We start from the raw sequence: 26,328 nt of genomic DNA, 5'->3' as shown, positions 1-26,328 counted from the left end.
CTTTTTGTTAAAATGTACCTACTACGCCTAGTTGACCTGCACCTAATTTAAGATCCCATTTTACCCTAAACTTTTTACTATCATAAACATACCTTTCTTTCTTATATAGATAGTTGTCTATACCATCGACAATAACCACACTTAATGCTACACCAAGAACTACATCGGTTAACCAATGAGCACCACTCCATAAACGAGAAATAGGGCTAATTAAGCCTACTGCATAAAGACCTCCTTTGATATAAGGGCTGTCGAATTGTTTTGCTATTGCATAAGCTGTAGTAAAAGACAGGATAGCATGTCCAGAAGGGAAAGAATGATAGTCAGCTTCACTAGCATTAAAACGGAAACTCCAATTACCCTCTCCAGCAGTAGGTCTTGCACGACCAACGAGTGTTTTGCTTACCGTCTGAAGAATTCCTCCGGCAGTGGCAGAAGCAATAAGTAAGACTCCAGTCTTTCTTATTTTTTCATCTTTTGTGATCAATCCCAAAGCATAAATACTCGTTGTCAATCCATAGTTAAAAAGAGGTTTCCCAAAGCGAAAACCACTTTCCTTAATTATTTGTGGAACTCCTTCACTTTGTTTAGTGAAATAATCATTAGCAGGCTCATCAGCAGCTAGTAATATTGCGCTTCCCGCAATAATTCCTCCAAATCTTGCCCAATCATCACCTTTCCATCTTAGAGGTTGTGTGTATGCATTTTTGACTCCACCAAAAGCAGAAACGCCATCGTACTTCAGCATTTGCCATCGAGTCATTTCATGTTGCGATTTTTCCGTTTTTTCTTCGGAGATTGATTCTGATTGTTCTTCCTCTAATTTTTTTTCAGGCTGTTCTTCTGATTTTTCTTGCGAATAAGTAATAACAGAAAAAAGAAATAACAATAAAAAAACTGGTCGGATATTAAAATGTCTCATAAGCAGAATTTGGAAAGTAAAAATAACAACTTATTCGCAAACATAAGTTAAATATGTTGGTACGATCTAAATAATAAGCTTTTTTAAACTAAAGTTCCTAATTGTACTAGTCAAGTACCCTTTTGTCCATTCTCTAATACGGATGATCAATTTATTTTTGATTTGTCAAGTTTAAAACCTAAAAAAAAGCAATACAATGGAGCAAGAAGCAACAAACTATAATGAACCTGAATACTTTCAACTGAGATCACCAAATACCGAAAATGGTTTTGGATATTCATTTGCTGTAAAAATAGGAAACCATATTAAAGCTTCCGGTGCAGTAAGTATGGACGAACAAGGAAAACCAACTGCTGCTGGAGATTATAAGCAACAAATGAAAAACTGTTATGCCGATATCAAAAAAATGTTAACATATTACGATTGTACTTTTGATGATGTTATTGTAGAAAATGTGTATACTACACACATGTCTTTATTTCTGGAAAATTTAGAATATAGAAAATCGTTATATAATGAAAACCGCTACCCAAAATCAACCTGGTTAGGTGTTAAAGAATTGGCTATGCCAGAGCTTATGATCGAAATTGAAGTAGAAGTTTATAAGCCATAAATAAGGGTAAAAGATTTATGTAAAGGCTATGTATAAAAATATAAATACTATGAAACAAGCATCTCTCATATCGTCAAAGGAACTCAATAATGTATTAACAAAGCCTAATGTCAAAGTTTTTGATGTAAGAGGTACTTGGGGAACAGACCCCAGATCATTACGTAATGATTATGTCTGGGAGCACATTCCCGGAGCAATTTTTTTGGATTGGAGAAAAGAATTTATTCAGCAAAATATAGCTCCTAATTTAGCCCAGGTATCTTCTTTTGAAGAAGCTAAAGAGTCCTTTAAAAATTTAGGAATTCACAAAGAAGATACAGTTATACTTTATGATGATTATTATCATATGTTTGCTGGTAGAATCTGGTGGGCTATGAGATATTGGGGGTTTAAAAATGTAAAGGTTCTTAATGGTGGGTTCAAATACTGGAAATCACAAGGTTTGCCAATTTCTCAAGAAATACCGAAAGTTTCACCTGGTACTTTCGAACCAGTATGTCAGAAATCTCTACGAATATCTCTAGAGGATTTCTTAGTTGAAAAAAACCATGCTTGTGTTTTGGATGGTCGCGGAATTGCAGCGCATAAAGGAAACCCTGACGATCCTCGCACGGGCCATATACCAGGAGCGATTAGTGCCGCTTATAATTCACTAGTAGATAAAACAACAGGACTTTTTCTCGAAGAGGAGAAAATAGTAACATTGTTTAATAATACAATTCCAAATTGGCGTACCGAAAAGATAATTTCTTCTTGCGGAGCAGGATATTCCGGAACTGTAGTTATGCTGGCACTGGCTAATTTAGGAATTGATTCCAGTTTGTTTGACGGATCATTTTCTGTATGGAAACAAGATCCTGCACGTCCTGTGGAGCAATCCAACTAAGAGTGGAGTATAAAAAAATAGAGTTCTATTCTAATAATATCAATCAATCATAATATCTTTATAAAATTAGATAAAGATATATCATCTTGCTATAAGCATTAAATAATAATACTTAACAATTTCTCTATGAACAGTAATCATTTTAGAATAGAAACTGATATTGATTATATAGATTCAAGAGATAGAATATTTAGAATGGTTTTTGTCGATTCGGGTAATGCAACATTCAAAATAGATTTTTCTACCTATGATATTACAGGCCCGACATTAGTTTTTATCTCAGAAAATCAATTGCTTAGTATTCAGAAAAAATCTGTTGAATTCAGCTGGAGAACCGTGTGTTTTTCGAATGATTTTTTCTGTATTAAATTAAACCGAAGTGAAACCTTTTGCGATGCTGTAATCTTCAATACGACAAAACCACCATACATTCCATTGCAGGATACAGAGCTAAAAAAAGTAGACTATCTCATTACAGCGATGAACAATGAGTTAGAAGAAGCAAATGATTTTCAGGAAGAAATAATAATTTCACAATTGAAAACACTGTTATTATATTCTTCAAAAATTAAGTTAAAACAATTCGGAGAAGTAAATTTATCAGTATTATCGCCAGTAGTAACGGATTTTCAAAATCTTTTGGACACAGCATACGAACGTCAACATACTGTTCAGTTTTATGCAGATGAATTGAATATTTCACCAAAAGGGTTAAATAAAGCAGTCAAAAAAGAATTAGGGAGAACAGTAAGCGAATTAATTAAAGAAAAACTTATTGTAGAAGCCAAAAGAGAACTCTACACAAAAGAACTGTCTATTAAAGAAATTGGTTACAAATTAGGCTTTGAAGATCCCGCTTATTTTAGTCGATTCTTTAGAAAGGAAACCTCTCATAGTCCAAAAGAGTACGCAGAATTACTATAATTTCCTAAAAACACCATACAAGGAGTTATTTGTCCTACGAACAAAACAGTAAAGCAGGGTACGTTTGTATAAAAGATTACAAATGACTCATTATAGTATACTTATTATTGGTGCAGGTCCTATCGGCCTTAGTTGTGGGATAGCTGCCCAAAATGAAAACATTTCGTATAAAATTATTGAAAAGGGGACACTTGTAAATTCACTTCATAATTTTCCGACCGATATGACATTCTTTTCCAGTTCTGAGAAACTAGAAATAGGAAATCTTCCTTTTACGTCACTTTCAGTACGTCCTACAAAACAGGAAGGATTAGAATATTACAGACGAGTTACGCAATATTACCAGTTACATGTTGAGCTTTATGAATCTTTCGAATCTGTGGAACGGTTACCAAATGAATCTGGTAAAAATTGTTTTAAAATAACAACCTCAAAAGAAACATATACGTGTAATTATATTATAAACTCTACAGGGTTTTACGATACACCTGTGTCATTACAGATTCCAGGAGAACAACTTAAAAAAGTAAAACATTATTTCACTTCTGCTCATCATCTTTTTAATCAAAGAGTAGCCATTATTGGTGCTTCAAACTCAGCAATTGATGTCGCTTTAGAGGCATACAGAAAAGGAGCAGATGTAACTCTCTTAATACGAGGAAAAGCCATCGGAGATAGTGTGAAGTATTGGATTAGACCCGATATTGAAGCTCGAATCGAAGAAGGACATGTTAAAGTGTATTATGAAGCTAATGTTTCTGAAATCACCCAAAATCGTATTGCTTTTATGGCAAAAAATGAGCATATAGAAATCGATAATGACTTTGTATATGCTATGACTGGATATCGACCTAATATTGAGCTTTCGGAGGCACTGGGAATCGAAATCGATGCAACTACAGGATATCCAAAATACAATAAAACAACATTGGAGACCACTTCTTCTAATGTATATCTGGCAGGAGTAGTTATAGGAGGTTTAAACACACGAGAATGGTTTATAGAAAACTCTAGAGATCATGGAGATAAAATTATCAATCATATAAGAAACAAATAAGACCATTTAATGTGATACATAAATAGTGACTGGAAAATAATACAAGTCTAGTTCCTTTTTATCCATTTTATAGCTTGTTTTATCAATATATCTTTGAAATGTGAACGGGTTAAAAAATCCACAAATAACAATAATATAAAAAAATAAAAATCATGAAAAATGTAGTTCTTGCACTTACGGTACTAATTTCAACAATCAGTTTTGCTCAAAACGTTAACACAAAATCAGTAGCCCTTGAAGGATATGATCTTGTGGGATATTTCACCAAAAATCAAGCGATTCAAGGTTCTGATAAATTAGCTGTAGAGGTAGATGGTATCCACTATTATTTTAGCAGTGTAGAAAATCAGCAGTTATTTAAAGCAAATCCTACTAAATATATGCCAGAAATGGGAGGGTTTTGCGCAACAGCTGTTGCAACATCAAACGCTAAGTTTCCTGTTGATCCAGAAACGTTTCAAATAACAGATGGTAAATTATACCTTTTCTACAATGGACCGTACAAAGGAGCTAACTTCAATGGAAAAGAACCTTGGTTGAAAGACGAAAAAGCACTAATCAAAAAAGCAGAAGTAAACTGGAAAACACTTAAAAACAGTTAGTGAAGTTTCAAATAAAGCCATTGTTCTTTATTATTAATTTTCAATGGCTTTTAACACTCTTATTTTTTTAAACCCCATTGTATTTATAGCAGGAGAAAAGACAATCTACCTCATAAAAAGAAGACAAAAAATTAAATAAAGAATCATAAAAATGAAAAAATATATTTTTTTGACATTGATTATTATAGTAGCTACACTTAGTGTAAATGCCCAAAACAATCAGAATTCCTTTGCAGGAAAAACATTTAGAATCGATAATTATATAGGTGACAAATTTGATAACTCTGAGGATTTAGTGTTTACGGATACTGATGTAGAAGGTTCTATTTGCATACAATATGGCTTTAAAAAAGCAAAGTATACTACGAAAATCAATAAAAACGGGCTTCATGAATTTTCATGTACAATGAGTAGCAAGGAGCACGGAAAAATGATATGGATAGGTGAAAAAACAGGAAGTAAAATTTCTGGAGAATACCTGTGGACTAAGGAAGGGCAAGACCCAATACAATATACGTTTAAAGGAAAAATTAAATAAAATGAAAAATACGCTTATTATAATTGCTCATCCAAATTATAAAGATTCTCTTGCCAATAAAACTATAGTAGAGGCACTGGAAGAAGAAGTAGAAAACTGTACTATTCGTAATTTGTCTGAGTTATATCCCGATTTTAATATTGATGTAAAAAAAGAGCAAGACGCTCTGTTAACAGCGGATCATGTTATTTTTCAATTCCCGTTTTATTGGTATAGTGTACCCCCAATATTAAAACAGTGGATCGATGTTGTGTTGACATATGGTTTTGCTTATGGAGATGGTGGAGATAAGTTAAAAGGGAAAAGTTTCATTGTAAGCACCACCACAGGTACTCCTGTAGAAGCTTATAAAAGTAATGGCATGAATCGTCATACTATGGAAGAATTTTTATATCCGGTTAAACAAACGGCAACTTTATGTCTAATGGATTATAAAAACCCTGTATATTCACATGCAATGATTGCCTGGAAAGACGAGGATCGAATAACGGTGATCAATAAGGCAAAAGATCAAGCTAATCGATTATTGTTATTGGTATCATAATAAAAAGTAATCAGAATAATTAACTAGAAGATAATGAGTGAGGATATAAAATTCGATTTTGCAGACGATTCAATAGCACAAGCTTATGACGATGTACTTGTTCCCTTGCTTTTTGATCCCTGGACTACAAAACTTATACATGAAAATGAGCCCTGGTCTAGTAGATACGTTTTAGATTTAGCTTGTGGGACTGGGGCGGTTACAAAGCAACTATTAAATCAGGTCACTTGCACGGGAAAAGTATTTGCATTAGACCTCAATGAAGAAATGTTGGCTATCAATAAGGCTAAATTCGAAGAATTAGGATGTGATGATGTGATTGAATTTATTCATGCATCAGCAGAAGCCATACCCATTGAAAATAACACATTGGATATTGTAGTATGTCAGCAAGGTTTTCAGTTTTTCCCTGATAAACTCAAAGCAGCCGAAGAAATATATAGAGTACTTAACAAAGATGGAAAATTGATTATTTCTACCTGGTTGCCTGTCTCTGAATGTGAAATTTTTGGAACATTGTGCGAAACGCTAGAAACCATTGAAGAAGAAGAATTATCCCAGTTAATACGTCTGCCTTTTGATTATATGCCAAAAGAAGAACTGAAACAAATTTTTACAAAAGCTGGATTTAATATTATCGAAATAGAAAAGCAGAAAATGGACCTTTATTTACAAGGAGGTATGGAAGAAGCCATAGCATTTATACATAGCACACCTATTGGATTAAAAATAAAGGGATTGCCTAAAGAAAAACAAGAAGCCCTTAAACGAATCTTTAAAGAAAATGTAAAAATAATAAACGGAACTAATTTTGGTAAAATGGTTACGTATGTCTTGAAAGCTCGAAAATAGTAATAAAAAAAACAAGAGTAACCTGTTGTGCATTTTGATTTTTTTATTCCAAATTCTTCGATTCGAGTGCTTCGAATAAAAGAAGAAGTGTATAATCCAGAGGCGTACAGGTCGAGAATAAGATTTTGGATCAAAAAAGCTATTCTCGATACTCTCCAGAGGCGAGAGGCTGATTTCCCTTCTGTCATCTCGAGCGTAGTGGAGAGATCATTTTGGAAAATTACTCGAATGGACGCTTTTCTTTAACATTTCCTTCAAAATGCACAACAGGTAAGAGTATTTAATATATAGTTGATAAAAGCTTTTGACATAAAATTGGTGGCAGCCATAGTAAGAGAATCCTGGTTGATCTTCAAACTTTTTTTACATAAAATAACATAAAAGTTTAGTTGTAATAACTTTATCATTAACCCTATATAAACTCTATATAATTCAATATTTTTGTGCTGAGAAAAATATTGAATATGCAAAAATTACAGCCTATAATGTTAGTTGGTACTGGCTCTGATGTCGGTAAAAGCTGGATAACAACAGGTATTTGCAGATGGCTGAAGCAGAAAGGATACAATCCTGCACCTTTTAAAGCTCAAAACATGTCATTAAATAGTTTTTCTACACCTGATAATCTAGAAATAGGAAGAGCGCAAGCTGTGCAAGCCGAAGCTTGTGGTATTCCACCAACGGTAGAAATGAACCCCGTTTTATTAAAACCCTCATCGGTAAATAAATCACAAATTGTTTTACACGGAAAACCAATTGGTGACCAAACTGCTAAGGAATATTTTTTAGGAGACAATAAAAAAAAGTTGTTTGAAGAAGCTAAAAAATCATTTAAACAATTAGCATCAAAACACAATCCTATTGTAATGGAAGGTGCTGGAAGTATTAGTGAACTTAATTTAAAACATAGGGATATTGTAAACATGCGAATGGCAGCTGCTGCAAATGCATGTGTTTATTTAGTAGCAGATATCGATAAAGGTGGAGTGTTTGGAAGTGTATATGGAACTATTGAATTGCTAGAGGATTGGGAGCGTAAATTGGTGAAGGGAATCATCATTAATAAGTTTAGAGGAGATCCAACTTTATTCATTGATGGGAAAAAGAAATTAGAAGCACTTACGGATATTCCTGTTTTAGGTGTTTTACCTTATGCCAAAGATATTATTATTGAAGAAGAAGACTCTGTTGCATTAAGCCGAAGAGCTACAACAGCCTCGGATGATACATTAAATATTGCTGTTGTCAAACTTCATTACATGTCTAATTATACAGATTTTCAGGTGTTAGAGCAAGAGCCATTAATCAATCTATATTTTACAAGAGACATAGAAGAACTAAATAAAGCAGATGTAATTATTATTCCAGGTACTAAAAATACCATTGAAGATTTAGTAGCCTTAAAAAAAGACGGTTTAGATTCGATTATTAAAAAGCAATACAAACACATTCCAATTTTAGGGATTTGTGGGGGATATCAAATGTTAGGTAAAGTGGTTAACGACCCTTTTTCGGTAGAGAGTATGATTAATTCAGAAGAAGGTTTAGGGTTGTTTGATATCGAGACAACACTTTCACAAACAAAACAAACAGTGCAACGTAGCTTTCAGTTTAAAGATTTTGCAACACCTTGTGAAGGGTATGAAATTCATATGGGAGAAACTATAGTGCCAAAAAATAAAGGTTTAAACCTCGTTGATGGTGCGGAAGAAGGCTATTTTGATGGAAATAAAAGTTGGGGAACGTATTTTCATGGAATATTTGATAATCAAGAAGTAGTTACAGAATTATTACGCTTAAAATATCAGGATGCCACTGCAAAAGATTATAAAGCATTTAAGGCAGCACAATTTGATAAATTAGCTGATTGGATAGATGAAAATTTGGAAATGTCAACCATCTTAAAAAACAGCAGACAAGAATGTTAAACGGACACGGGGATGACCTGCATTTAGTAGAAAGTGAAATTTTGTATAACTTTAGTTCAAATGTGTATTATAAAGGATGTCCTAAAACATTACTTACTCATATTTCAAAGAATGTTTCTCTGATTCAAAATTATCCTTCACCTGCTGCAAGTGAATTAAATGAATTGGCGGCTCATAAATTTCAACTCGATAGCGAACAGTTTTTATTTACAAATGGAGCAACAGAAGCTTTCTATCTTATTGCTCAATTATTTTCTATTAAAAAAGCAGCTATTGTAGCTCCTACTTTTTCAGAATATGAAGATGCTTGTAGAATTTTTCAGTTAGATTTTCAATTAATTTCCAGAACCGAAATAAAAGATATTAATGTCGATCTGGTCTTTATATGTAATCCTAACAATCCTGATGGAGCTATTTTTTCTAAAAATGATTTAGAACTTCTTTACCAACAAAAACCAGAGACTACCTTTGTTATTGATGAAGCATACATAGAGTTTACTAATAGTATTGAATCTATCATTTCATTGACAAAAAAATACGATAACTTAATAGTGGTTCGTTCATTAACCAAAACATTTACAATTCCGGGATTGCGTTTGGGATATATCGTTTCAAACAACTTAATCATTAAAGAACTCTTAACTTTAAAAATGCCTTGGAGTGTTAATTCATTAGCGATAAAAGCGGGTGAATATATTTTCAAAAATTATGAAGCATTTCAATTTGACGCGGCTGAATTAATAGAAGAAACAGTTATTTTTAAAGAACAACTTGAGCAATTAAAAGGTGTAAAAATTTGTAAAAGTAATACTTCTTATTTTTTAGTTGAACTGTTACAGAAATCTGCAAGAGAACTAAAAGAATATTTAATTGTAAAACATCAAATCCTTATTAGAGATGCTACAAACTTTAAAGGATTAAAAGGCGAATATATTAGACTTTCTACTCAAAGTAAAGAAGCTAATAATGCATTAATTCAAGCTATAAAGGAATGGATGTAAACCAAATTTATATAGTTGTTTTTGCTTTTGGTTTGGACTTGCTTCTGGGAGATCCTAGAAAATTACCACATCTTATTGTTGGTTATGGAAAGAGTATTGCTTTTGGAGAAAAATGGTTGAATAGAGGATCTTATAAATTCTTAAAAGGTGCATTGCTAACAAGTGTATTAGTTGGGGTTTCTTTTACTATCCCTTTTCTAATTATTAGATCATTAAATGCCTATGGTTTTGAAATTTCAGCACTTGTATTTTCAATATTGATGTTGTTTTATTGTTTGGCGAATAAAACATTGATAAAAGAAGGGTATGCGGTATTTAATATCCTAAAAGATGAAGGATTAGAAGCGGGACGTAAACGTCTGTCTTGGATTGTAGGACGAGAAACTAATAATTTAAATGAACAGCAAATTAGAGTTGCTACTTTCGAAACCATGTCAGAAAATTTAAGTGATGGTGTTATTGCTCCGTTGTTTTATTTTTTGATCTTAGGAGTTCCAGGAGCAATGGCGTATAAAATGATCAATACCTTAGACTCTATGATCGGGTATAAAAGTGATCGGTATATGAAGTTTGGTAAATTTGCGGCAAAGTTAGATGATGTTGCTAATTATATTCCTGCTCGAATTACTGCGCTGTTAATATTAGTTGTGCAAAATAAATTGAGCGGACTTTCTTTTCTGTTTAGAGAAGGAAAAAAGCATAGTAGTCCTAATGCTGGCTATCCAGAAGCTGCTCTGGCATATGTGTTAAACTGCCAATTCGGAGGGCCAAATTATTATCACGGAAAATTGGTTAAAAAGCCATTTATAGGCACTAATAATCGTGAAATTAAACACGAAGAAATTAAAACAGTAAGCCAAATTAATTATACGGTAAGTATTGTTTTTTGTCTTTTAATTATTGGAGTTTTAGTATTATTTCGATATGCATAGTTTTCAAAAAAAATACATTATTACGGGCGCTCCTGGAACAGGGAAAACAACATTAATAAACCATCTAAAAAACACCATGCCGTGTATGGATGAGGTTTCTAGAAAGGTAATTATTGATGAACAGAAAAGTAACAAAAAAGGAACACCTTGGGGAGATATTGATCGATTTACTAACCTTGTATTTAAGCTAACAAAGCTAGAGTTGTTAAATCCTAATACGCTAATTTGTGATAGATCTTTATTAGATTTAGAAGCTTATTTGATGGTAGAAAATAAAATGATTCCTAAGTACTTAAGTGACTTTCCTTATCAAGAAACATATCATAAAATTGTTTTTTTTGCACCAACCTGGTTTGAGATATATTGTAAAGACGGACAACGATTACAAGAATTTGAATATTGTTTAAAATTAGAAAAAACGTTGTTAAAACAGTATGAAAATAAGGGGTTTGAAATAATTACTTTGCCTAAATCTTCTCCTCTAAATAGAACAAAATTGATTTTAGAAACTATTTGCATATAAATCAAAAATTAACGATACATTTGTGAGGCTTTTGGTTTCTTATTCTTTTACTTTAAAAAGAATATAGAATTAAAAGGGAATTTGGTGAGAATCCAAAACTGTTCCCGCAGCTGTAAACTCTGCAAAAAGCTTTTAACATATTGGCCACTGTACGCCTTAGGCGGATGGGAAGGCGTTAAAAGTAGAGTGAGTCAGAATACCTGCCTAAAGCAAAACATAATATTAACTTTCGGGAATAAAAGTTTAAGTGTTAGGTAGCCGGTCTTTTTTGGCTTCTTACCCTACTTTCCCCCATAATAAAAAAAATGGGTAAAAACATAGCAAATACAAAAGATACTTTTTTCTTTTGTGATGGAGGTTCTTGTCAAAAAGCAGGATCTGAGCAAGTTGTAAGAGCAGCAAGAGCTTATTTACGTAATAACGAAGTTTGGGATACTACCCATACTATTAAAACAAGATGTAATGGAAGATGTGAAGATGCACCTACTTGTATTGTACATCCTGGAGAATTTTGGTATAAAGAATTAACAGTAGAAAAAATAATTCCAATTGTAAGAAGATATCTCAATAACGAAAACCCTATCAAAGAAGAGTTATTGTACCAAAAAGGATGGGAACAACAATTTTCTAACAATGAAAGAACTCCTGTAAAACCAAAACCTTTTGAATTAAAAGATGACATAGAGTTAGGAGAATGTTATATCACCAAAGGATTTAGTTCTGACCAATATTTATACCCGTTATTTTTATATCTGTTAGAAAACCCAAAAGGAGTGATGCTTTATATGGCTGATAGAAGTCCCATTTCGTTTGAAGAAATAGATACGATAGCATATACAAAAGCGTACACACTAGAATTACATACCAAAACGGAAAGTATTGGATTAACGATTGCAGCCGTTCCTAAAGAAAATATGGAATTGCAAAAATCAAAAATTTCTAGTACAGAATATTTTCATCAGAAAGGAACACAACAAACAGGTATTCGTTTCAAAAATAAATTTGGAGAAGTTTTAGGGAAAATTGAATTTGATTCTGCCAAGAGCAAAGCTTGGGAGTATTGTAAAAAAATTCAATTACAGAATACAAGCTTAGTTTTAGCGTAGTTATGAATACGCATATCTCTATATTAGGCTTAGGTTGGTTGGGGTTGCCGCTTGCGTTGCAACTTCAAAAAAGAGGGTATTCAATTAATGGGAGCACCGCTGAATTAGATGCGCTAAAATCACTATGTAAGTATTCGTTCCCCACAAGCAGAATAAAAATTGAATCCGATACTATTATAGGAGATTGGGAATCTTTTATAAATGAAACATCGACGCTTATTATCAATTTTCCTCCAAAACGTATTGATTACATAGAAGTCGCACATCCACTTCAGATCGAACAGATTATAAAACATACACCTAGATCAACTAAGGTTATTTTTGTAAGCTCTACGTCAGTATACCAAGATAGTAATAATCTCATCAATGAAACTGAAGATTGCATTCCAGAAAAAGCATCAGGAAGAGCTTTACTAAAAGCAGAACAATTATTGCAGCAACATTTTGGGGATAATCTAACTATTTTGAGATTAGCAGGACTAATTGGACCGCAACGTAATCCAGGAAGATTGCTAGCAGATAAGAAACAATTAAAAAACCCTAATGTCCCTGTAAATCTTATTCATCAAAAAGATGCTATAGGACTAGTCGAAGCAATTTTAGAACAAAATTGTTTTGGCGAAATTATTAATGGGTGTGCAGATATGCACCCAAAACGGAAAGAATTTTATGAAAATGCAGCTATTCAATTAAGTCTGCCAACACCGGTTTTTCATACAACAACAAAAGAAAACTTTAAAATAGTTGATAATTCAAAATCAAAGGCACTGCTTAATTTTGAGTATCAATTTTCAAACCCAGAATGGATTTTTACAAAAAAACACTTACCAGAAATTAATATTATTGGTGCAGGGCCAGGGAATAAAAATTTATTAACGTTAAAAGCTTTAGAAGCTATTGAAAAAGCTGATGTTATTTTACATGATAATTTAATTTCTGATGAGATATTAGATATCAATACACAGGCTAAACGTATGTATGTAGGTCGGAAATTCGGTGATTCAGAAAACCAAGAAACTAGACAAAATAAGATAAATACGTTGATGAAAAATCATTGTGAGCGTGGAGATAAAGTAGTTAGATTAAAATCTGGAGACCCATATGTGTATGGTAGAGCAGCAGAAGAAGCCCGTTTTTTGAAGAAACATAAGCTGCCTTTTACAGTTGTACCGGGAATTTCGGCAGCCCTAGCAGCAGCTAATATTTGCAATATTCCTATTACGGAACGTAACCAGTCGAATGCTATGTTAATATGTACTGCACATACTGCTGATTATTCGTTTGAGCAGCTCAATGGAATCGCGCATATGCTAAAAGCAGGAAATACAATTTCTATTTACATGGGGTTAAAAAACTTGCATAGAATTGTTCCTAAATTATTAGAAGTATGCAAAGATGATAGGATTCCTGTAAACGCTATTTCAAGTGTTTCTAGAAAACAGCAATCCATCGTTACTGGGAACTTAGGAAATATAGAAGAAAAAATAACGAATGCTACGATACAAATGCCGGTAGTTTTTATTATTGGCGCAACACCTATTTAATTTAAAAATGAATAGTAAATGAAACATCCAAGTTTAATTTCTAAAACACATGGCGGCATGAGTTGTTGGATGTTACATATGACTGATAAAAAAACAATAAAAACGAATAGATGAAAGAAGGAGTTTTATTGTGTGGACATGGTACACGAAGAGAAGCTGGTGTAAAATCATTTAAACGATTGGTGGCTATTCTCAAAGAACGTTATCAAGATGCATATGAAGTAGATTATGGTTTTTTAGAATTTAATCACCCCACTTATGAAGCAGCTGTGGAGCGTATGTATGCAAATGGTATCCGTAAAATTTATGCTTTACCTGTTATTTTATTTGCAGGTTCTCACGCCAAAAATGACATTCCTTATGAATTAAATACACTACAGACGTATCACGATGATTTAACCATTTCTATGGGAAAACATATTGGAGTAAGTTCTTTTTTACTCGATTTGTCATTAAAACGTATTGAGGAAACAGAAAAAAACCTACCTAAGATAGATAGAAAAGATACCTGTTTGGTGGTAGTTGGAAGAGGAACTACAGATCCTGATGCTAACAGTGATGTTGCTAAATTAACCAGTATGCTTTGGGATGGAATGGGATTTGGTTTTGCTACCACAGCGTATAGCGGAACAGCATATCCTAAAATTGATGAAGGTTTGCAGTTAGTAGAAAAGTTGGGTTTTAAACGTACCATCGTCATTCCTTTTTTCTTTTTTACGGGTGTTTTATTAGAAAGAATTTATAAGAATGTTTCTGAAATGAATGCTAATTCTGATTTAGAATATGTGTATACAGATCCATTTGGTGCGGATGAATTGATTTTACAAGCCTTTGATGAGCGTTTACATGAAGCTAAAAATGGAATTGCCAATATGAATTGTCAACTGTGTAAGTACAGAAAACAAGTGATTGGTTTTGAAGAATTTCAAGGGAAAGAACAAATGGGACACCACTTAAATGTGAAAGGAATTTTGTTTGAAGAAGATGAAAAACCTAATGAAAAACAAAACAGTTTGGGGAATAAGGTTAAAAAGATGTTAGGTATATGACGATGGGTCGAATATATGGAGTGTCTTTAGGACCTGGCGATGCTGATTTAATAACATTAAAAGGTCTAAAAACCTTGCAGCAAGCTGATAAAATATATTATCCAGGTTCGTTGTTTAAAGATGGTAGAAAATCGAGTTATTCGTTATCTATTTTAAATCAATATGATTTAGATGTAGAGAAACTGCAAGGTTTTTATCTAAAAATGGATTTAGAAAGAGCCCAGGCAAAAACGATGTACGAGACTACATTTCAACAAATAGTGAAGGATTATAATAAAGGTTTATCTGTTGCTATTGTTAGCGAAGGCGATATTAGCACCTTTAGTTCTTTTTCATATGTATTAGAAAAAATAAAGGAGCATAAATTACCTATAAATTTAATTCCTGGTATTACATCGTATCTGCATTTAGCTTCAGAAAGTGAAATACCATTGTGCCTACAAAACGAAAAAGTGGTAGTAATTCCTAGAGTACAAACAAGAGGAGAATTACAAGAAGCTATTGATAATTTTGATACTGTGGTTTTGATGAAGATAAAATCGGTTATGGATAGTATTACTGAGGTAATCGATACAAAAAAACATAGTATTACTTATGCGGAGTGTTTGGGGACGGATAAACAATTTATTACCAGTAATTGGGCAATAGCAAATAAAAGAGAGATCCCTTATTTTTCTCTGCTCATTATTAAAAAACAAGCCTTATGAAAATAACAGTTGCAGGCTTAGGTCCTGGAGATATAAATTATATGTTGCCTGTAGTTAAGAATGCCTTAGAAAAAGCAGACGTAGTTATTGGGTACGATTATTATTTTCAGTTTGGAGCATCTCTTTTTAGAGAAGATGCAGAACTCATTTCAATGCCTTTAGGTAAGGAAGAAGCAAGAGCACATAAAGCCATTGAAAAAGCGAATGAAGACAAATATGTAGTCGTTATTGGTTCTGGTGATGCTAGTATTTATGCTATGGCAGCTATTGTTTATGAAGTGGTGTCAAAAGAAAAGCATACGGATATTGAACTAGAAACCTTACCAGGCGTTTCTGCTTTCTTAGCATCTGGTAGTAAATTAGGTGCACCTTTAGGTCATGATTTTTGTTGTATTTCTTTATCAGATTTAATGACGCCTTGGAACAAAATAGAGCAAAGAATTAAAGCTGCTGCTACTGGGGATTTTGTGACAAGCTTATATAATCCAAGGAGTAAAAAAAGACATTGGCAACTAGGTAGATTACAAAAAATATTTTTAGAAGAGCGCTCTCCTAATACACCTGTTGCGATTATAAGACATGTTACACGACCAGAAGAAGAACTTAAAATTACCACTTTGGGAGATTTTAATCCTGAAGATGTAGATATGTTTTGTTTGGTGATGATTGGGAATTCGCAAACCTATCGTTTTAAAGACTATTTGGTAACGCCACGAGGGTATTTGAACAGAAAACCACATACTGGGAAAGAAATCCAACAAGAGAGTTTTAGAATTGTTACGGAGCATATTACCGATTTACCCTTTTCTATTTCTGATAAATGGGCAATAACGAGAGTGATTCATACCACAGGAATATTAGAAGATCATGGTCATTATGTAGCTACTGAAAATGCTATTCAAAATTGGCACAATCACCTTAAGAACGGAGGAGAGATTGTTACCGATGTTACCATGGTAAAAGCTGGAATCACGAAAGCTTTTACTGCAGCATACGGAAATCAAATACATTGTTTATTAAATGATGAAGATGCGCAGTTATTAGCAAAATCAGCAAACATTACACGTTCCCAAGCGGGAATTAGAAAAGCTATTGAAAAGCACCCAACTGCTTTATATGTTGTTGGAAATGCACCTACCGCATTATTCGAAATTGTAGAACAATTAAGAGAAAATACAACTTTTAAACCTGTAGGAGTTATTGGTGTACCCGTTGGTTTTGTAAATGTGTTAGAAGCAAAAGAACAGTTGTCTCAAATTACAACTACCGATTGGGTAATTGTAAAAGGGAACAGAGGTGGTAGCAATGTTGCCGCTGCTATTGTAAATGCCGCTTTTACACTACCCGAAGCTTCAAACTATTTTAAATCTTAAGATGAGCAAATTTACTTCAGAACATATAGAAACTCTAGAAAAGATAATTCTTGCACGTAGAGATGTGAGAGGAAACCGTTTTATAGATACACCCGTTTCTCAAAAAGATTTAGATAAGATTCTATTTGCAGGAGTAAATGCACCTTCGGTTGGGTTTTCGCAACCTTGGGAGTTTGTTATTATTAAAGATGTAGTCACTAGAACTAAAATAAAAGAAAGTTTTTTTGAAGAAAATGAAAAGGCAAAAGAACTTTTTAAAGAAAAAAAGGCAGATGCCTATACTCTATTAAAATTGGAAGGCATTATAGAATCTCCATTGAACATTGCTGTTTTCTATAAACCAAGCACCGATCCTACTTTAGGACAAACGACTATGAAGGAAGCAGGAGTGTATTCTGTGGTTTGTGCCATTCAAAATATGTGGTTAATGGCTAGAGCTTTAGACATTGGTTTAGGTTGGGTAAGTATTTTGGACCCAAACAAAATTAAAGCAATTTTAAACGCTCCTGAGGATAGACAACTCATAGGTTATTTATGTTTAGGACACGTAGATAAGTTCTATGAAAATCCGGAATTAGAGCGTTTACAATGGGAAAAACGCAAGAACATAAGCGATGTGGTAATAAAAGAATCTTATCAATAAATGATAAAAACCACAGAACATATTGATTATTATTTGATTGGTATTAGTAATCATCCTACTCCTGTTTGGAATAACGAAGTGCTACAATTAATTAAAGAATCATCTGTTTTTTCTGGTGGAAAACGTCATTATGAATTGGTGAAATCATACTTACCTAAAAATCATAGGTGGATTGAGATTTCGGGAAAAATGGATGCTTTAATTGAACAATACAAAATGGTTGAAGTTGCTATTATTGTCTTTGCTTCGGGTGACCCTTTTTTCTATGGTTTCGGAAATACGTTACAACGTTTATTACCCAATGCAAAACTAAAAGCATTTCCTTATTTCAATAGCATTCAGTTATTGTGTCATAAAACACAAACCAATTGTAATAACTTAATAGCAGTATCTGTTCACGGTAGAGATTGGTCAGCTTTAGATGAAGCATTAATCAACCGAAATGAATTGATTGGTATTTTAACAGATCATAAAAAAACACCAGCAGTAATAGCGAAACGGATGTTGCAATATGGTTTTGACAATTACTCTATTGTTATAGGAGAATCTTTAGACAGTGATACAGAACATATTGAAGAACTCGATGTATCAACTTGTACTACCAAAACGCATCATAGATTAAATTGTGTGTTATTAAAACGGATAAGATCTAAGGAAAAACTGTTTGGTATTCCTGATGCTGCTTTTATTCCTTTAGAGAATCGAGTGAATATGATTACCAAAATGCCCATTCGTTTAAGTACCATTAATGCATTAGCATTACAAGGTAAAAGTGTTTTTTGGGATATGGGTTCTTGCACGGGCTCTGTAGCTATTGAAGCAAAACAACAGTTTCCGCGTGTAAAGATAGTAGCTTTCGAAAAACGAGCTGAATGCAGGACTATTATCCAACAGAATACAGAACGTATAGGAACTCCAGGTATTGAAATTGTTATTGATGATTTCTTTAACCTCAACTTAAAAAACTTTCCTACACCAGATGTTGTTTTTATTGGTGGACACGGAGGTCGTTTAAAAGAATTAATCCAAATCGTTCATCAATTAAATCCGGAGGTTCGCTTTGTAACCAATGCCGTAAGAGAAACTAGCAGTAAAATATTCATTTCAGCGCTTACGAAATTAAAATATACAATTAGCACGAATACCATACAGTTAAACGAACACAATACAATTAGCATTCACACAGCAGAAAAATAATACATGAAAAAAATAGCCGTCATAGCAGTTACTGAAAAAGGCCTTGAAAAAGCCCTTGTTATTCAAAAAGAATTTCCAAAATCGGTGGTTATAACTACCTTATCATCAACTAATGGAAACGTGTCTACCATTAACTCTATTTCTGATTATTTGAAAGATAATTTTGTAAAATTAGATGGTATTTGTTTTGTTGCTGCCTTAGGTATTTGTGTACGACTAATTGCTCCATATATTCAGGATAAAAATACAGACCCTGCGGTAGTCTCTGTAGACGATTTAGGATTAAATGTACAATCAGTATTGAGTGGTCATAAAGGTGGTGCAAATGATTTTACTTCGAAAATTGCAGCAGTTCTAGGAGCAAAACCTATTATATCTACTTCGAGTGATGTACAAAACATTTGGGCATTAGATACGCTAGGTACTCAATTTGATTGGCAAGTGAAAAGTTCATTGTCTATGAACAAAACGATGGCGCTTTTTGTAAATAATAAGCCCACGGCTTTATTGTTAGATATTAAAGATAAAGGTACTCAGCATTTAGAAAAAACACTGCCCAATTTTGTCACTGTTTTTTATAGTGAAGCAGATATTGATTACGCACAGTTTGAATTATTGATAGTTGTAAGTTACAAAGTGTATGAATCAATAATTCCAAGTTTGTTTTTTATTCCGAAAGTACTCTCCATAGGTTCAGGATGTTCTAAAGAGTTAGATTCAAGGATGTTTGATACTACTTTGAAAGAAGAATTACAACGTAGAAACATTCAGGTTGAAGCCATTAAAAACTTTGGTTCCATTGATATCAAAGCAGGACAACAAGCGTATTTGGACTTCAGTAACAATAACAAGATTCCTTTTAGCACATTTACGGCAGATGAAATAAATACGATTACAGTACCTAATCCAAGTGAAGTAGTGCGATCTAAAATTGGTGTACAGGGTGTTTCAGAATCTACAGCAATGTTACTTTCTGGAAATAAAAATGTAGTAATTGAAAAGCAGAAAATCCATTTAGATAACGGTGAGAAGTTTACATTTTCTGTAGCATTAGATACTAAAGTCGAACGTAGCACTGCTATTGCTATTATTGGTGCTGGACCTGGAGATGAGGAATTAATAACGGTAAAAGGAAAACAATATTTAGAAGAAGCCGATTGTGTATTATATGCAGGTAGTTTAGTGCCCGAAGAAATGACCAGTTGGTGTAAATCAAGTGCTGTAGTTAGAAATTCTGCAATGATGACCTTAGAAGAGCAAGTGTCTATCATGCAAGAACATTATAAAAAAGGAAATTCAATTGTACGTTTACAATCTGGTGACCCTTCTTTATATGGCGCTATCCAAGAACAGATGACCATTTTTGACGAGTTGGGGATGGATTATTTTATTGTACCAGGAATTTCTGCATTTAGCGCAGCAGCAGCAGTTTTAAAATCAGAATTTACGATTCCTGAAGTCGTACAATCCATTGTATTAACGCGTGGTGAAGGCAAAACACCAATGCCTTCTAAAGAAAGTATTTCGGCATTTGCAGCAACGAATGCCACTATGTGTATCTTTTTAAGTGCTGGAATTGCTAAAAAAGTAGAAGCACAATTATTAGAACATTTTGATGCAGATACTCCTGTAGCTGTAATGTATAGAATATCATGGAAGGATGAAGAAATTTTTCAGGGAAAATTAGAAAACCTGGCAGAAATTGTGAAGAAAAGCAAGAAAACGAGAACCGTATTAATTGTCGTAGGTCATGCCATTGGCGCACGTAAGAACAGGTCACAATTATACAGTCCGGAATGGAAGCATATTTTTAGAACCAATAAGAAATTTGTAGTTACAGAATAATATATAAGAAGCAAAATGATATTAGTTTTTGGAGGCACAACAGAAGGTAAAAAAACAGCCACTTTATTAGAAAGTATGGCCTTGCCTTTTGTGTATTCTACAAAAACAAATATCCCTTTTAAAACAACTAAGATTGCTAGTTACAGATACGGTGCGTTAGATGAGCAACAATTAGAAAAATACATCATTAAGAATGATATAGAAATGATTGTAAATGCTTCTCATCCATTTGCAGAACTATTGCACGATACTATAGCTAAAGTGGCAGAATGTTTACAAATTCCTGTTATACGATTTGGGCGACAATTACTTCAAAAAACAGCACATTCATTAGTGTCTTATGTCAATACATATGATGAAGGTGTAGCCTTATTAAAAGAAAATCAAAGGGTATTAGCCTTAACCGGAGTACAATCGATTAAAAGATTAGCACCTTGGTGGCAAAAAAACACTACGTATTTCAGAATATTAAACAGACCAGAATCACTAGCGATTGCGGAAGAAAGTGATTTCCCTAAAGAACAATTGATTTTAGGATTGCCATCTTCCAATTTGAAAAAAGAAATTGAGGTGATTAAAACGCATCAGATCGATGTTGTTTTAACTAAAGAAACAGGAAATAGTGGGTTTTTAAGCACAAAAATTGAAGCGGCTTTAAAAACAGATGTGCAAATCATTATTATCAAGCAACCAAAAATACCAATATATTTTAAGGTGGTATATACTACTGAAGAGTTGGAATTATTAATATCTAAAACGATTGTGGTATGAGTTTGAGAAAAATTCCAAAAGGACCTTTAAGAGATGGATTTACCACTGGTACTTGTGCTACTGCTGCTGCTAAATCAGGTTTGAAGGCTATTATTCATCAGAAAAAAAATAAAGCTGTTAACGTATACTTACCTATAGATAAAATACTCGAAATACCTATTCACCATTGCGAGTTTACAGAAAGTACATCCAATTGCTCAGTAATTAAAGATGCGGGAGATGATCCTGATGTTACCAATGGGGCAGAGATAGGTTGTATGCTAAAATTAACGCAAGAAAAAGGTATTCAGTTTATTGCAGGAGAAGGTGTTGGCACGGTTACACTGAAAGGTTTAGAACTTGCTATTGGAGAACCTGCTATCAACCCTGTTCCAAGAAAAATGATAACGAGCGCTCTTCAAAAATTATTACACGATTACGATTTAGAGTGCGGTGTATCGGTTACTGTGTATGTTACTGATGGAAAAAAATTAGCCAAACGAACCCTTAATGAGCGGGTTGGTATCATGAATGGGATTTCTATTTTAGGAACCACCGGAATTGTAAAACCCTATTCCGCTTCATCTTATATAGCAAGTATAGAGCAAGGAATTGATGTTGCAGTGGCAAATAAGGTAACAGAGTTGGTTATTAATTCTGGTGCCAGAAGCGAAAAGTTCCTGTCAAAAAAATTTAATCATTTACCAGAGCAAGCTTTTATTCATTATGGTAATTGGATAGGAGAAACTCTCAATAAAATTAATCAATCACCAATAGAAAAGGTAAGTATTGGGATTATGCTAGGCAAGGCTGTAAAACTAGCTGGTGGAGTTACCGATACCCATAGTTGTGTTTCTAGTTGGAACAAAGATTTTGTAGTGGAGTTAGCCCAAAAAGTTGGTTATAAGGATGTAGATAAAATCAAATCTTTAAATATGGCTGGAAGGTTGATTGAATTATTTGATTTTGAGCAAGACGCTCCTTTTTTTCAGTTGCTATTAAAACATTGTTATCAACATACGCATGTGAAAATTAAACAGGTGATACTCGATATTTACCTTATTCATAAAAACGGAACATTTATTAAATATAATAAAAAATGACTTTTACTTCTTTGATTAGACCTTTGATGGCGGGAATTTTACACTCTTTTGAGCCAGATCATGTAACAGCGGTTTCTGTGCTAGCTACGGAGAATGCCATTAATAAAAAAAAGGTAAGCTTTAAATCGGTATTCAAAGCTTCTCAATGGGCATTTGGTCATTCCGTAACCTTGTTACTGTTTGGAGGAGTTGCATTATTTTTTAAGAGTATAACTTCTTTAGTAATAAATGATATTTCTTTTTATGCAGAATTAGCTGTTGGTCCAATTATGATTTGGTTAGGGATAGTTGCAATCAGAAGGAATCATGCTATTAATGAAATGGTAAAAGTTCATAAAAAAATTGAACCTCACGAACATGAACTTTCGAATCCAATTCATTTACACGGAACCCAAGGAGAAGAAATTGCTGTAAATCCAATGAATAAATCTTTTTGGATTGGCATGTTGCATGGGTTGGCAGGCACAGGAGGGGCATTAACATCTGCACTAGTTTTAAGTAGCGCAACTATAACTGATGCTCTTTTTATACTAGCTGTAGAATCTTTAGGAATTATTGTAGCAATGGCGGTATATAGTTATGTTTTGATTGTTGTGATGAGTCGTTTTTTAGAACGTAATCTAGCAATTTTCAAGTGGATGAATGGTCTTGCAGGAGTAGCTTCGATAGTTATAGGATTGATATGGATCTATAATAATAGTATGGTATTATGATACAAGACGAAAAACAAATCAATTTTCCTTTTTCAGCTATTGTTGGCCAAGATGATTTTAAGCTAGCACTTATATTAAATTTGGTTGATCCTCTTATTGGAGGAGTATTAGCTATTGGTGATAAAGGAACCGGAAAAACTACACTCATTAGATCGCTAACAAATCTAATGAGTACTCAACAATCTTTTCCTTTTATTAATTTACCTATAGGTGTTTCTGAAGATAGACTTATTGGAAGCATTGATTTAGAACAATTGATTAATGCTAAGAAAGAAGTTGTTAACTTAGGTTTAATGGCACAAGCACACCAAGGTGTTTTGTATGTGGATGAGGTGAACTTACTACAAGATTACCTTACAGATATTTTATTAGATGCAGCTGCTTCTGGTAGTTATTATGTGGAGCGCGAAGGCATCTCTCGTTATTTTAAAAGTCAGTTTTGTTTGGTCGGCTCTATGAATCCTGAAGAAGGAAATTTAAGGCCTCAATTAAAAGATCGTTTTGGATTAAGTGTTCGTATAACAACACCTACAGATCCTAAAGTACGTCAGCAAATCATAAAACAACGTTTCGAGTTTGATGATAACCCTATAGAGTTTGTCGCTAATTATAAAAATAAAGATGAAGACATCGCGATACAAATAGAAAGAGCTAAAAAGAATTTAAAATCCATAAAAATAAGTGATTCAATTATAGAATATTGTAGTGTATTAGCTGTTCAGCATCAAGTAGAAGGTTTGCGTGCAGATATTTTATTACTGAAATCGGCTAGAGCTTATGCCTCTTATTTGAATCAATCAGAAGTAACTACAGAAGCCGTAGATAAAATTGCCGATTTTGTATTGAATCATAGAAGTTTACATCAAAATCCAAATCAACAAAATCCATCTCAAAACGAAAATGAGCAACCAAAAGAATCTCCTGTTGATGGAAATACTTCAAAAGAAGAAAAGATACATATTCTAATTCCACAAAATGAATTTAATAAGCCAAAAGAAGTAACTACAAATACAATTGATAACGGAGCGAATTCAATTCACAATAACAAAGGAAATATTACTACTACCGACACAAAAAAGACCGTAAGTCAATATATAGCAACAGATAAATTTGAATTAAAAACCAAACGGAAGAGCAACCTTTTGAAGCAGCATCATATCTTTTTGATAGATTCTAGTGGCTCTATGATGAAAGATGAAATTATAACATATGCTAAAGGCGCTGTACATAAAATTGCAGAACAATCAAAAAAACAACATACGCAATTCTCTGTGGTTTCTTTATTTGATGGAGAAGCGCAACATATTTTAAATCAAACAGGAGTTTTAAAAGAAATTGAAACGGCATTAACAAATCTTAAAACTGGAGGGAAGACTAATTTAGCTGCCGGATTTAAAAAAATAAAAGGAATTTGTTCGGATATAGCGTTTCATCACCACCTTCATATTATTACAGATGGGAAATTAAATGCGGAACATACTTTAGAAGATATAGTACTCGCTTTTCAGACGTATTGCAAAGGAATACATACCACTCAAATAATTGATGCAGAAAAAGGGGTGGTAAAAATTGGAGTTGCTCAAGAATTTGCAAATCGTATTCAAGCTAATTATGAAATTTTAATGAGAGCAACAGTTTCTGAAACTCCAACACCTATCAAAAGATGAGTAAGCAATTTATCATAGCTGCTCCAAGCAGTAATGCAGGCAAAACCACTGTTACTTTAGGATTATTACGGTTGTTTAAACAGAAGGACATAGCTGTACAGCCTTTTAAAGTTGGTCCGGATTATATTGATCCAAAATTTCATGAATTAGCTAGCGGAAAAGTAGGTGTCAATTTAGATCTATTTATGATGGATCAAAATGAAATCAACACTAGTTTAAATTTCTATGGCCAGCATGCTGAAATTAATTGCATAGAAGGCGTTATGGGATTGTTTGATGGCGCAAAAAAAGACAAAGGTAGCACCGCCGAAATGTCAAAAAAACTACAAATACCTGTTTTATTAGTAGTCGATGCAAAAGCAGTTGCTTATTCTGTGGCTCCGTTGATTCAAGGTTTTGTAAATTTTGATAAGGAGGTGAAAATCATGGGAGTTGTTTTTAATCGAGTAGGCTCCGAAAGACATTATACAATGCTTAAAGAAGCTTGCGAAGACATCAACGTAAAATGCTTTGGGTATGTATCGAATTTAAAAAATATTGAAATTCCTTCAAGGCATTTAGGATTAAACATACGCGACATTGAAAAATTTGATAGTGTTATTGACCGAATTGCTACTGAATTGGATAAAACAGTTGATTGGAAAGCGATTTTAGAAGCTTCAAAAGAAGTGAAACCAAGAGTTATTTCAGAAAAGAAATTAACAACAAACAATAACATAAAATTTGCAGTAGCTAAAGACGAAGCTTTTAATTTTATATATCCTCAGAATATAGCGGCAATGCAAGCCTTAGGTGAAGTAACGTATTTTAGTCCTTTAAACGATGCTATGCTTCCTGATTGTGATTTTGTCTATGTACCAGGTGGCTATCCAGAATCTTATTTAAAAGAGCTGTCTAATAACACAGAAATGCTTCTTAATATTAAAGAATTTGCTCAAAATAATGGGCAGATTTATGCGGAATGTGGAGGCATGATGTACTTAGGAAAGGCCATTATATCTGAAGATAATGAAGCCTTTAAAATGGTTAATTATTTTGATTTTGAATCGACAATAGCTAATAAAAAATTGCATTTAGGGTATCGTGTTTCCAAAATTAATGGTCATACTTTTAAAGGACATGAGTTTCATTATTCTAGTTTAATACATGATAATGAAACGGGTATACCTGCCACGATTTTAAACGCTAGAGATGGCGAAACCAATACCAAAATTCATAAAAAAAATAAAGTAATGGGTTCTTATGTACATCACTATTTTGGTACATCAGGAATACTTTTACAATTGATTAATGAAATAAATAAGTAACG

The 26,328-nt window shown here is 33.3% G+C and carries 26 protein-coding genes and 1 riboswitch; of the genes, 25 read left to right on the top strand and 1 reads right to left on the bottom strand.

The genetic code is table 11. The features are described from left to right. Nucleotides 1-7: 7 nt before the first annotated feature. Entirely contained in the window at nucleotides 8-922 is a 915-nt protein-coding gene (locus tag Q0829_RS16780; RefSeq protein WP_298545293.1) for a phosphatase PAP2 family protein, read from the bottom strand. A gap of 196 nt (nucleotides 923-1,118) precedes the next feature. Between Q0829_RS16780 and Q0829_RS16775 the strand changes: the two genes are divergently transcribed. From Q0829_RS16775 to Q0829_RS16655, 25 genes are all read left to right on the top strand, one after another. Beyond that, nucleotides 1,119-1,535 carry a RidA family protein gene (locus tag Q0829_RS16775; protein WP_298545291.1) on the top strand — a complete coding sequence of 139 codons (417 nt, stop codon included), beginning with the start codon at nucleotides 1,119-1,121 and terminating at the stop codon, nucleotides 1,533-1,535. A gap of 49 nt (nucleotides 1,536-1,584) precedes the next feature. Further along, complete coding sequence (locus tag Q0829_RS16770; RefSeq protein WP_298545289.1) at nucleotides 1,585-2,421, top strand: rhodanese-like domain-containing protein; 837 nt, start codon at nucleotides 1,585-1,587, stop codon at nucleotides 2,419-2,421. 126 nt (nucleotides 2,422-2,547) lie between these two features. After that, entirely contained in the window at nucleotides 2,548-3,345 is a 798-nt protein-coding gene (locus tag Q0829_RS16765) for an AraC family transcriptional regulator (RefSeq protein ID WP_298545288.1), read from the top strand. A gap of 82 nt (nucleotides 3,346-3,427) precedes the next feature. After that, the gene (locus tag Q0829_RS16760; RefSeq protein ID WP_298545285.1) at nucleotides 3,428-4,402 is read left to right on the top strand and encodes a YpdA family putative bacillithiol disulfide reductase; all 975 of its coding nucleotides are present in this window, start codon (nucleotides 3,428-3,430) and stop codon (nucleotides 4,400-4,402) included. A 152-nt stretch (nucleotides 4,403-4,554) separates the two neighbouring features. Continuing rightward, nucleotides 4,555-5,004, top strand: coding sequence for a YHS domain-containing (seleno)protein (locus tag Q0829_RS16755; RefSeq protein WP_298545283.1), 450 nt, complete (start codon nucleotides 4,555-4,557; stop codon nucleotides 5,002-5,004). A 151-nt stretch (nucleotides 5,005-5,155) separates the two neighbouring features. Next, nucleotides 5,156-5,542 carry a hypothetical protein gene (locus tag Q0829_RS16750; protein ID WP_298545281.1) on the top strand — a complete coding sequence of 129 codons (387 nt, stop codon included), beginning with the start codon at nucleotides 5,156-5,158 and terminating at the stop codon, nucleotides 5,540-5,542. 1 nt (nucleotide 5,543) lies between these two features. Further along, entirely contained in the window at nucleotides 5,544-6,086 is a 543-nt protein-coding gene (locus tag Q0829_RS16745; RefSeq protein ID WP_298545278.1) for an NAD(P)H-dependent oxidoreductase, read from the top strand. A gap of 33 nt (nucleotides 6,087-6,119) precedes the next feature. Then, entirely contained in the window at nucleotides 6,120-6,938 is an 819-nt protein-coding gene (locus tag Q0829_RS16740; protein WP_298545276.1) for a class I SAM-dependent methyltransferase, read from the top strand. A gap of 464 nt (nucleotides 6,939-7,402) precedes the next feature. Further along, nucleotides 7,403-8,866, top strand: coding sequence for a cobyric acid synthase (locus Q0829_RS16735; protein ID WP_298545274.1), 1,464 nt, complete (start codon nucleotides 7,403-7,405; stop codon nucleotides 8,864-8,866). Further along, nucleotides 8,860-9,867, top strand: coding sequence for an aminotransferase class I/II-fold pyridoxal phosphate-dependent enzyme (locus Q0829_RS16730; protein ID WP_298545272.1), 1,008 nt, complete (start codon nucleotides 8,860-8,862; stop codon nucleotides 9,865-9,867). The genes Q0829_RS16735 and Q0829_RS16730 overlap by 7 nt, the downstream gene beginning before the upstream one ends. Then, nucleotides 9,858-10,799, top strand: a complete 942-nt coding sequence (cbiB, locus tag Q0829_RS16725) for an adenosylcobinamide-phosphate synthase CbiB (RefSeq protein ID WP_298545269.1) — start codon at nucleotides 9,858-9,860, stop codon at nucleotides 10,797-10,799. The genes Q0829_RS16730 and cbiB overlap by 10 nt, the downstream gene beginning before the upstream one ends. Continuing rightward, nucleotides 10,792-11,322 (top strand): ATP-binding protein, encoded by a 531-nt coding sequence (locus Q0829_RS16720; protein ID WP_298545266.1) that lies wholly within the window; start codon nucleotides 10,792-10,794, stop codon nucleotides 11,320-11,322. The genes cbiB and Q0829_RS16720 overlap by 8 nt, the downstream gene beginning before the upstream one ends. A 15-nt stretch (nucleotides 11,323-11,337) precedes the next feature. After that, nucleotides 11,338-11,545, top strand: a riboswitch (cobalamin riboswitch). 82 nt (nucleotides 11,546-11,627) lie between these two features. Next, entirely contained in the window at nucleotides 11,628-12,428 is an 801-nt protein-coding gene (locus Q0829_RS16715; RefSeq protein ID WP_298545264.1) for a (2Fe-2S) ferredoxin domain-containing protein, read from the top strand. Between the two features lie 2 nt (nucleotides 12,429-12,430). Then, nucleotides 12,431-13,972 (top strand): uroporphyrinogen-III C-methyltransferase, encoded by a 1,542-nt coding sequence (cobA, locus tag Q0829_RS16710; protein ID WP_298545261.1) that lies wholly within the window; start codon nucleotides 12,431-12,433, stop codon nucleotides 13,970-13,972. Nucleotides 13,973-14,082: 110 nt separating this feature from the next. Further along, entirely contained in the window at nucleotides 14,083-15,021 is a 939-nt protein-coding gene (locus tag Q0829_RS16705; protein WP_298545258.1) for a sirohydrochlorin chelatase, read from the top strand. Nucleotides 15,022-15,023: 2 nt separating this feature from the next. Further along, the gene (gene cobI, locus Q0829_RS16700; RefSeq protein ID WP_298545256.1) at nucleotides 15,024-15,728 is read left to right on the top strand and encodes a precorrin-2 C(20)-methyltransferase; all 705 of its coding nucleotides are present in this window, start codon (nucleotides 15,024-15,026) and stop codon (nucleotides 15,726-15,728) included. Continuing rightward, nucleotides 15,725-17,101 carry a precorrin-3B C(17)-methyltransferase gene (gene cobJ, locus Q0829_RS16695; protein WP_298545254.1) on the top strand — a complete coding sequence of 459 codons (1,377 nt, stop codon included), beginning with the start codon at nucleotides 15,725-15,727 and terminating at the stop codon, nucleotides 17,099-17,101. The genes cobI and cobJ overlap by 4 nt, the downstream gene beginning before the upstream one ends. A gap of 1 nt (nucleotide 17,102) precedes the next feature. Then, complete coding sequence (bluB, locus tag Q0829_RS16690) at nucleotides 17,103-17,744, top strand: 5,6-dimethylbenzimidazole synthase (RefSeq protein ID WP_298545252.1); 642 nt, start codon at nucleotides 17,103-17,105, stop codon at nucleotides 17,742-17,744. Beyond that, on the top strand, nucleotides 17,745-18,941 hold the full coding sequence (gene cbiE, locus Q0829_RS16685) for a precorrin-6y C5,15-methyltransferase (decarboxylating) subunit CbiE (RefSeq protein ID WP_298545250.1): 1,197 nt from the start codon (nucleotides 17,745-17,747) through the stop codon (nucleotides 18,939-18,941). Nucleotides 18,942-18,944: 3 nt separating this feature from the next. Then, on the top strand, nucleotides 18,945-20,786 hold the full coding sequence (gene cobM, locus Q0829_RS16680) for a precorrin-4 C(11)-methyltransferase (protein WP_298545248.1): 1,842 nt from the start codon (nucleotides 18,945-18,947) through the stop codon (nucleotides 20,784-20,786). Nucleotides 20,787-20,801: 15 nt separating this feature from the next. Next, on the top strand, nucleotides 20,802-21,557 hold the full coding sequence (locus tag Q0829_RS16675) for a precorrin-6A/cobalt-precorrin-6A reductase (RefSeq protein WP_298545246.1): 756 nt from the start codon (nucleotides 20,802-20,804) through the stop codon (nucleotides 21,555-21,557). Next, nucleotides 21,554-22,639, top strand: coding sequence for a cobalt-precorrin-5B (C(1))-methyltransferase CbiD (gene cbiD / locus Q0829_RS16670; RefSeq protein WP_298545243.1), 1,086 nt, complete (start codon nucleotides 21,554-21,556; stop codon nucleotides 22,637-22,639). The genes Q0829_RS16675 and cbiD overlap by 4 nt, the downstream gene beginning before the upstream one ends. Further along, on the top strand, nucleotides 22,636-23,352 hold the full coding sequence (locus Q0829_RS16665; RefSeq protein WP_298545241.1) for a hypothetical protein: 717 nt from the start codon (nucleotides 22,636-22,638) through the stop codon (nucleotides 23,350-23,352). Before cbiD ends, Q0829_RS16665 begins: the two co-directional genes overlap by 4 nt. Beyond that, nucleotides 23,349-25,019, top strand: coding sequence for an AAA family ATPase (locus tag Q0829_RS16660; protein WP_298545239.1), 1,671 nt, complete (start codon nucleotides 23,349-23,351; stop codon nucleotides 25,017-25,019). The genes Q0829_RS16665 and Q0829_RS16660 overlap by 4 nt, the downstream gene beginning before the upstream one ends. Further along, entirely contained in the window at nucleotides 25,016-26,326 is a 1,311-nt protein-coding gene (locus Q0829_RS16655; RefSeq protein ID WP_298545237.1) for a cobyrinate a,c-diamide synthase, read from the top strand. Before Q0829_RS16660 ends, Q0829_RS16655 begins: the two co-directional genes overlap by 4 nt. Nucleotides 26,327-26,328 lie beyond the last annotated feature (2 nt).

This window comes from uncultured Aquimarina sp. (assembly GCF_947492405.1).
Taxonomy (GTDB): domain Bacteria; phylum Bacteroidota; class Bacteroidia; order Flavobacteriales; family Flavobacteriaceae; genus Aquimarina.
Note: the sequence above shows the minus strand (reverse complement) of the source record. Positions and strands in the feature narration are given on the sequence as shown.